Below are 6,022 nucleotides of genomic sequence, written 5' to 3' on the forward strand. Positions count from 1 at the left end.
CGAGATAAACCTAAACGGATTGCTTCAGCTTGACCTGTTATGCCACCTCCATATACATTTACTGTAATATCAAAGTTGCCATCATTGTTAGTCATAGCTAAAGGTTGGTTTACTTTGTACTGCAAGGTAGCAGTAGGAAAATAAACAGCCATGTCTTTTTTGTTCACGGTCATGTTCCCTTTTCCTGGGGCAACATACACACGAGCAACAGCCGTCTTTCTACGGCCAATTTTGTGAATTACTTCCATTAATTGAATTCGTTTAAGTTAATTGTTTTTGGCTTTTGTGCAGCATGTGTATGCTCTGTACCAACAACAACGTTAAGGTTACGGAATAGTTCAGCACCTAATTTGTTTTTAGGTAACATTCCTTTTACTGATTTCTCTACTAATCTTGCTGGATCTTTTCCAAACAATTCAGTAGCAGTTAAACTTCTTTGTCCACCTGGATACCCTGTATGACGGATGTATGTTTTTTCCGTCCACTTGTTTCCTGTCAAGTTGATTTTTTCCGAATTGATAACAATTACGTTATCACCGCAATCAACGTGTGGTGTGAAGTTAGGCTTATGTTTTCCTCTTAAAAGTTTTGCAACTTTAGAAGCTAAACGGCCTAATGTTTGACCTTCAGCATCAACTAAAACCCACTCTTTAGTAGCAGTAGCTTTGTTGGCTGAAATCGTTTTGTAGCTTAATGTGTCCACACTTATTAATTTTTCTAATTAAACATTCCTCTCTTTAAAAGAGTTTGCAAATTTACGATTATATATTTGATTACCAAATAGTGCGCTGAGTTATTTTTGATAACTTTGTTTATATCTTTTTTGGGTTTGGATTAAGCGGTAAATAGTGTCGTTTTTCATATTTGAATTTGGTATGATGATTTTGAACACCATATTAGTCAGGAGGATGAACGTAAGGAATTTGAAATGTAAGTTGATTAGTGTTTTTTCGTTTTAAAGAAAACACATACTATATGTCAAAATATTTAAAGCTTATTTTGCTTTCTTTAAACGCTTTTCAGCCTTTTTTTCTTTAGCTGTTTTCGTCGGTTCTTTTTTTACGTTCTTTTTTGCGTCTTGACTTTTTGCCATGATAGTATGTTTTAAATGTTAGTAATTAGTTTTATTTTTTAATTGAAATGTCTTTTGATCACGGAACATAATACCTCAATCCAAATGTCTCATGCCTTTTTAATGCGCCTCCAGCCAATTATCACCAATATCCATATCCACATCCAAAGGAACAGATAAACTAAAAGCACTTTCCATTTCGGTTTTTACCAAGGTTTTAATAGTTTCTAATTCGGGTTTGTACACATCAAAAACCAATTCATCATGTACCTGTAAAAGCATTTTGGTTTTATAATTGCCAGCATTCAGCTTATTAAAAATATTAATCATAGCAATTTTAATAATGTCAGCAGCACTACCTTGAATGGGAGCGTTTACCGCATTACGTTCGGCAGCACCACGAACAACAGCGTTTCTTGAATTAATATCTTTTAAATACCTACGTCTGCCTAAAACCGTTTGCACATAACCATGGTCTCGCGCAAAATCCACTTGCGATCCCATATAGCGTTTCAGTTTTGGGTAGGTTTCATAATAGGTGTCAATAAGTTCCTTGGCTTCGGTTCTATTTAAATCGGTTTGATTGCTCAACCCAAAAGCGGATACACCATATATAATACCAAAATTTACGGTTTTCGCATTGCTTCGTTGTTCGCGGCTGACTTCTTCTATAGGCACATTGAAAACTTTTGAAGCCGTAGACGCATGGATGTCTTCGCCGTTCTTAAAGGCTTCAATCATGGTTTCTTCTTCGCTCAAGGCAGCAATAATGCGCAATTCTATTTGGCTATAATCTGCAGCTAATAAGGTGTAATCATCGTTTCTTGGAACGAAGGCTTTTCGTACTTGCCGTCCGCGTTCGGTGCGGATGGGAATATTCTGTAAATTCGGATTATTACTGCTTAAGCGTCCCGTGGCGGCAACGGTTTGCATGTAATCCGTATGCACGCGTCCTGTTGATGGTTCTACCTGAAGCGGCAACGCATCTACATAGGTGCTTTTTAATTTTGAAAGGCCTCTGAAATCTAAAATACTCTGAATAATTTCATGGTCTTTAGCAAGGTAGCTTAATATATCTTCACCTGTGGCATACTGCCCTGTTTTGGTTTTTTTAGGTTTTGCAACCAATTTCATTTTATCAAATAAAATATCGCCTAATTGTTTTGGTGACGCAATATTGAATTCTTCGCCAGCTTCTTTATAGATTTTTTGTTCCAAATCGGCTATGTCTGAATTCAGTTGATCGGACAAGGAATTTAAAAAATCGGTATTTAAATTTATACCTTCCAATTCCATGGCTGCTAAAACGCGTAATAAGGGAATTTCAATATCATCAAATAGTTTTTGCGTATTGGCTTCACCGAGTTCCTTGGTAAAAAGTTCTTTTAACTGCAAGGTTATGTCAGCATCTTCAACCGCATATTCGGTTTGAATGTCTAAAGGTACCTCGCGCATACTTTTCTGATTTTTGCCTTTTTTTCCAATTAGTGTTTCTATAGGAATAGGCGAATAATTTAAATACGTTTCAGCAAGAACGTCCATATTATGCCGCATATCTGGATTAATTAGATAATGTGCCAACATGGTATCAAACAATTTGCCCTTAACGGTAATTTTGTATTTAGCTAAGACTTTAATATCGTATTTTAAATTCTGTCCGATCTTTTCAATAGCTTCATTCTCAAAAAATGGACGTAAGGCTTCCAGTAGTTCTTGCGCTTCTTCTTTGTTTTCTGAAATTGGTAAATAAAACCCTTTGCCAACTTCCCAAGAAAATGCAATTCCAACCAATTCGGCTGTTAACGGATTGAGTCCCGTGGTTTCGGTATCAAAACAAACCGCTGTTTGATTCATTAAGTTTTTGATGAATAAATTAGTAGCCATACCAGGCGCAATGCTTTGATAGAAATGCGGTGTGGTTTCAGCCGTTTTTCTGGTGAAAGTAGTTGTGGTTTCGGTTTCTGAAGCGCTTGAAGGATCTCCGCCAAACAACGAAAATTGGCCGGCACCAGCCGAAGCGGTTTCTTTAGGCTTGGCTTTGTTTTCAGTTTTTGTTGTTTCGGTTTTGTTGGTTGAAGAATGGTCTTCAGTTGCAAAAGTTTTTAAGAAGTTGTCAATTAAACGTCTAAATTCTAACTCTTGAAAAATTTCTGTGACTTTCGGAATATCTGGTTGGTCTAACTCAAAATCTTTCGCATTAAATTCCACAGGAACATCTAGCATAATTCGTGCGAGTTCTTTAGAAAGTAAGCCTAGTTCTTTAGCGCCTTCTACTTTTTCTTTCATTTTACCTTTTAGCTCATGGGTGTTTGCCAAGAGACCTTCCATACTGCCATAAGCTTTAATGAATTTTTTAGCTGTTTTTTCGCCAACACCTGGTAGTCCTGGGATGTTGTCAGATGAATCTCCCATCATACCCAGAAAGTCAATTACCTGTTCTGGATGTTCCACTTCAAACTTTTTCTGAACTTCAGGAATGCCCCAAACTTCATAACCACCACCAAATGATTTTGGACGATACATAAAAATATTATCTGAAACTAATTGAGCAAAATCCTTATCAGGTGTTACCATAAACGTTTGGTAACCTTCTTTTTCAGCTTGCTTGGAAAGTGTGCCAATAACATCATCGGCTTCAAAACCTTCTTTTACCATGATGGGAATGTGCATAGCTTTAAGGATTTCCTGAATATAAGGAATGGCAATTTTTATAGCTTCGGGTGTTTCATCACGATTAGCTTTGTACTCCTCGTACATTTCTACACGATCTGCACTACCACCTTTATCAAAACAAACTGCTAAATGGTCTGGGCGTTCACGTTTAATAACATCCAAAAGGGAATTCATGAATCCCATTATAGCAGAGGTGTCTGTACCTTTTGAGTTAATTCGTGGGTTTTTAATAAACGCATAATAGCCACGGAAAATAAGAGCATAAGCATCAACCAAGAAAAGTCGTTTTTTATCTGACATGTGTAAATTTTAAATTGAATATAGAATGTCACCTTAAGCATTCCCGATTTTTATCGGGACGAAAGGTGTTTTATGAATAAAAAATTCAGAAAAAAAACACCAAGTCGTACGCCAACTGACAAGCGCATCAAATCTACAAAAACTTATGCTTTTTAGGTGGCATTTCATTTTCTATTTGTAATTTTCCACAGTTAAAAATACATAAATGAATACATTATCAATAGCCATACATGGTGGCGCAGGAACCTTGGTAAAAGGCATGATGACTCCCGAATTAGAACTAAAATACAAACAGGCATTAAAAGTTGCTTTAGAAGCCGGTTATACCATATTAGAAACTGGAGGAACAGCTGTAAATGCGGTAGAAGAAGCAGTTATGGTGTTGGAAAATTCGCCATTATTTAATGCTGGAAAAGGCAGTGTTTTTACTGCTGAAGAAACCCACGAAATGGATGCTTGTATCATGGACGGAAAATCATTAAACGCTGGAGCTGTGAGTTTAATTTCAGGCATTAAAAATCCGATTAGTCTGGCAAAAGATGTCATGGAAAAAAGTGAGCATGTATTTTTAGCTGGTGAAGGAGCCATGCGTTTCGCCAAAGAATTGGGATATAAATTAGAAGATAGCAATTATTTTTATGATGAATTTCGTCATAAACAATGGTTAGAAATAAAAGATACAGATAGTTTTCAATTAGACCATGCCAAAAAGAAAGATTCTAAATTTGGAACCGTTGGCGCTGTGGCTTGCGATGTAAACGGAAATATTGCAGCAGCAACATCTACAGGAGGCATGACTAATAAAAAATGGGGACGCGTAGGCGATAGTCCTATGGTAGGTGCTGGAAATTATGCCAATAATAAAACTTGTGCTATTTCATGTACAGGAAGTGGTGAGTTTTTTATTCGTGGTGTTGTAGCTTATGATGTAGCTTGTTTAATAGAACACAAAAATATGAGTTTACAGGATGCTGCTCATGAAGTCATCAACAAACGTATTTTAGAAATTGGTGGTGATGGTGGTTTAATTGCCGTGGATGCTAAAGGCAATATTGCTATGCCGTTTAATACGGAAGGGATGTATCGCGGACAAAAAACCTCATTAGGTGTTAATGAGATTTCTATTTACAAATAAAATTCCTGCGCAGGCAGGAATCTTGTATTTACTAAAACAGTATTCAAATCAAAACACCCGTATTACATCAAGCAAACTGGTCGCGCTGTATTTAAGAAACATAAATTGTTATTCCTTTTTGGGCGTTACCTAAAGGTCGCGCTTTCCGCTATATCTTTTTTCGTATCTCAAAAAGGATGCCGCTTCAATCGCTAACGCAGTGGGTAAGAATAAACCTAATAATTTATATGCATTGAAAATTGATATTCCTGTTTTCGCAGGAATGTATTTAAATAAAAGGCGCCTCTATCGGTAAAACCGTTACTTGTCGTTTATTAATGTCATACTGGTCACCATTGGAAAGTACATGAACGGTTAAATTTGTCATGGTCATTGGTGTTCCTAGTTCTAATACTTTTTCGTTATTATGTGTAAGATTTTTGCCATCAAAAACAATCACCATTCCAGAGCCTATAACAGTACAGGAATTTCCGTTTTTTATTATCATACCAGTATCTTCAGCTAAACCAAAACCTATTAAACTTGGGAATTTAGCGACGGCTTCTGAAATGCGTCCAAAACGGCCACGTTGAATAAAGTGTGTGTCAATAATTAATTCAGGAATTAAAGCCAGTCCTTTGCGCATTTTTACAGCGCCTTTTAAAAAGGCTTTAGCAGCACTGCCACCAGAAACCATTTCTTCAGACATGGCCATGGCGCCTGCACTCGTTCCCGCTATAACAAAGCCTTCGTCATTTTTATAACGTTCCATTAAAATAGTATGGATGGTTGAGCCACCAATGTATTTCGCTATTTTTGATTGATCACCGCCCGAAAACATGATACAGTCGGCAGTCTTAATA

The 6,022-nt window shown here is 36.8% G+C and carries 5 protein-coding genes; 1 reads left to right on the forward strand and 4 read right to left on the reverse strand.

The annotated features are described in order from the left end of the window. The 3 genes from rpsI to polA all read right to left on the reverse strand — a co-directional run. The coding region (gene rpsI, locus ACN0QX_RS15130; protein ID WP_417198156.1) for a 30S ribosomal protein S9 at nt 1-248 on the reverse strand (248 nt) is incomplete at its 3' end. Next, nucleotides 248-703: a 50S ribosomal protein L13 gene (gene rplM / locus ACN0QX_RS15135; protein WP_092206516.1), complete on the reverse strand. Its 456-nt coding sequence runs from the start codon at nt 701-703 to the stop codon at nt 248-250. The genes rpsI and rplM, both read right to left, overlap by 1 nt. Before the next feature lie 489 nt (nt 704-1,192). After that, nucleotides 1,193-4,045: a DNA polymerase I gene (gene polA, locus ACN0QX_RS15140; protein WP_417198157.1), complete on the reverse strand. Its 2,853-nt coding sequence runs from the start codon at nt 4,043-4,045 to the stop codon at nt 1,193-1,195. A gap of 205 nt (nt 4,046-4,250) precedes the next feature. Here polA and ACN0QX_RS15145 point away from each other — a divergent pair, with 205 nt between their 5' ends. Continuing rightward, a complete protein-coding gene (locus ACN0QX_RS15145) occupies nt 4,251-5,180 on the forward strand; it encodes an isoaspartyl peptidase/L-asparaginase family protein (RefSeq protein ID WP_092206520.1) in 930 nt (309 codons plus the stop codon). A gap of 268 nt (nt 5,181-5,448) precedes the next feature. Here the strand turns inward: ACN0QX_RS15145 and ACN0QX_RS15150 are convergent. Next, a partial coding sequence (locus ACN0QX_RS15150; RefSeq protein ID WP_417198158.1) for a cyanophycinase occupies nt 5,449-6,022 on the reverse strand: 574 nt, incomplete at its 5' end.

It is taken from the genome of Bizionia sp., from assembly GCF_048259285.1.
In the GTDB taxonomy this organism is placed as follows: Bacteria; Bacteroidota; Bacteroidia; order Flavobacteriales; family Flavobacteriaceae; genus Algorimicrobium; species Algorimicrobium hallyeonense.

Excerpts from the sequence above, each read along its gene's own strand:
- ACN0QX_RS15145 (WP_092206520.1), top strand. The coding sequence starts at position 4,251 with ATGAATACATTATCAATAGCCATACATGGTGGCGCAGGAACCTTGGTA.
- polA (WP_417198157.1), bottom strand. The coding sequence starts at position 4,045 with ATGTCAGATAAAAAACGACTTTTCTTGGTTGATGCTTATGCTCTTATT.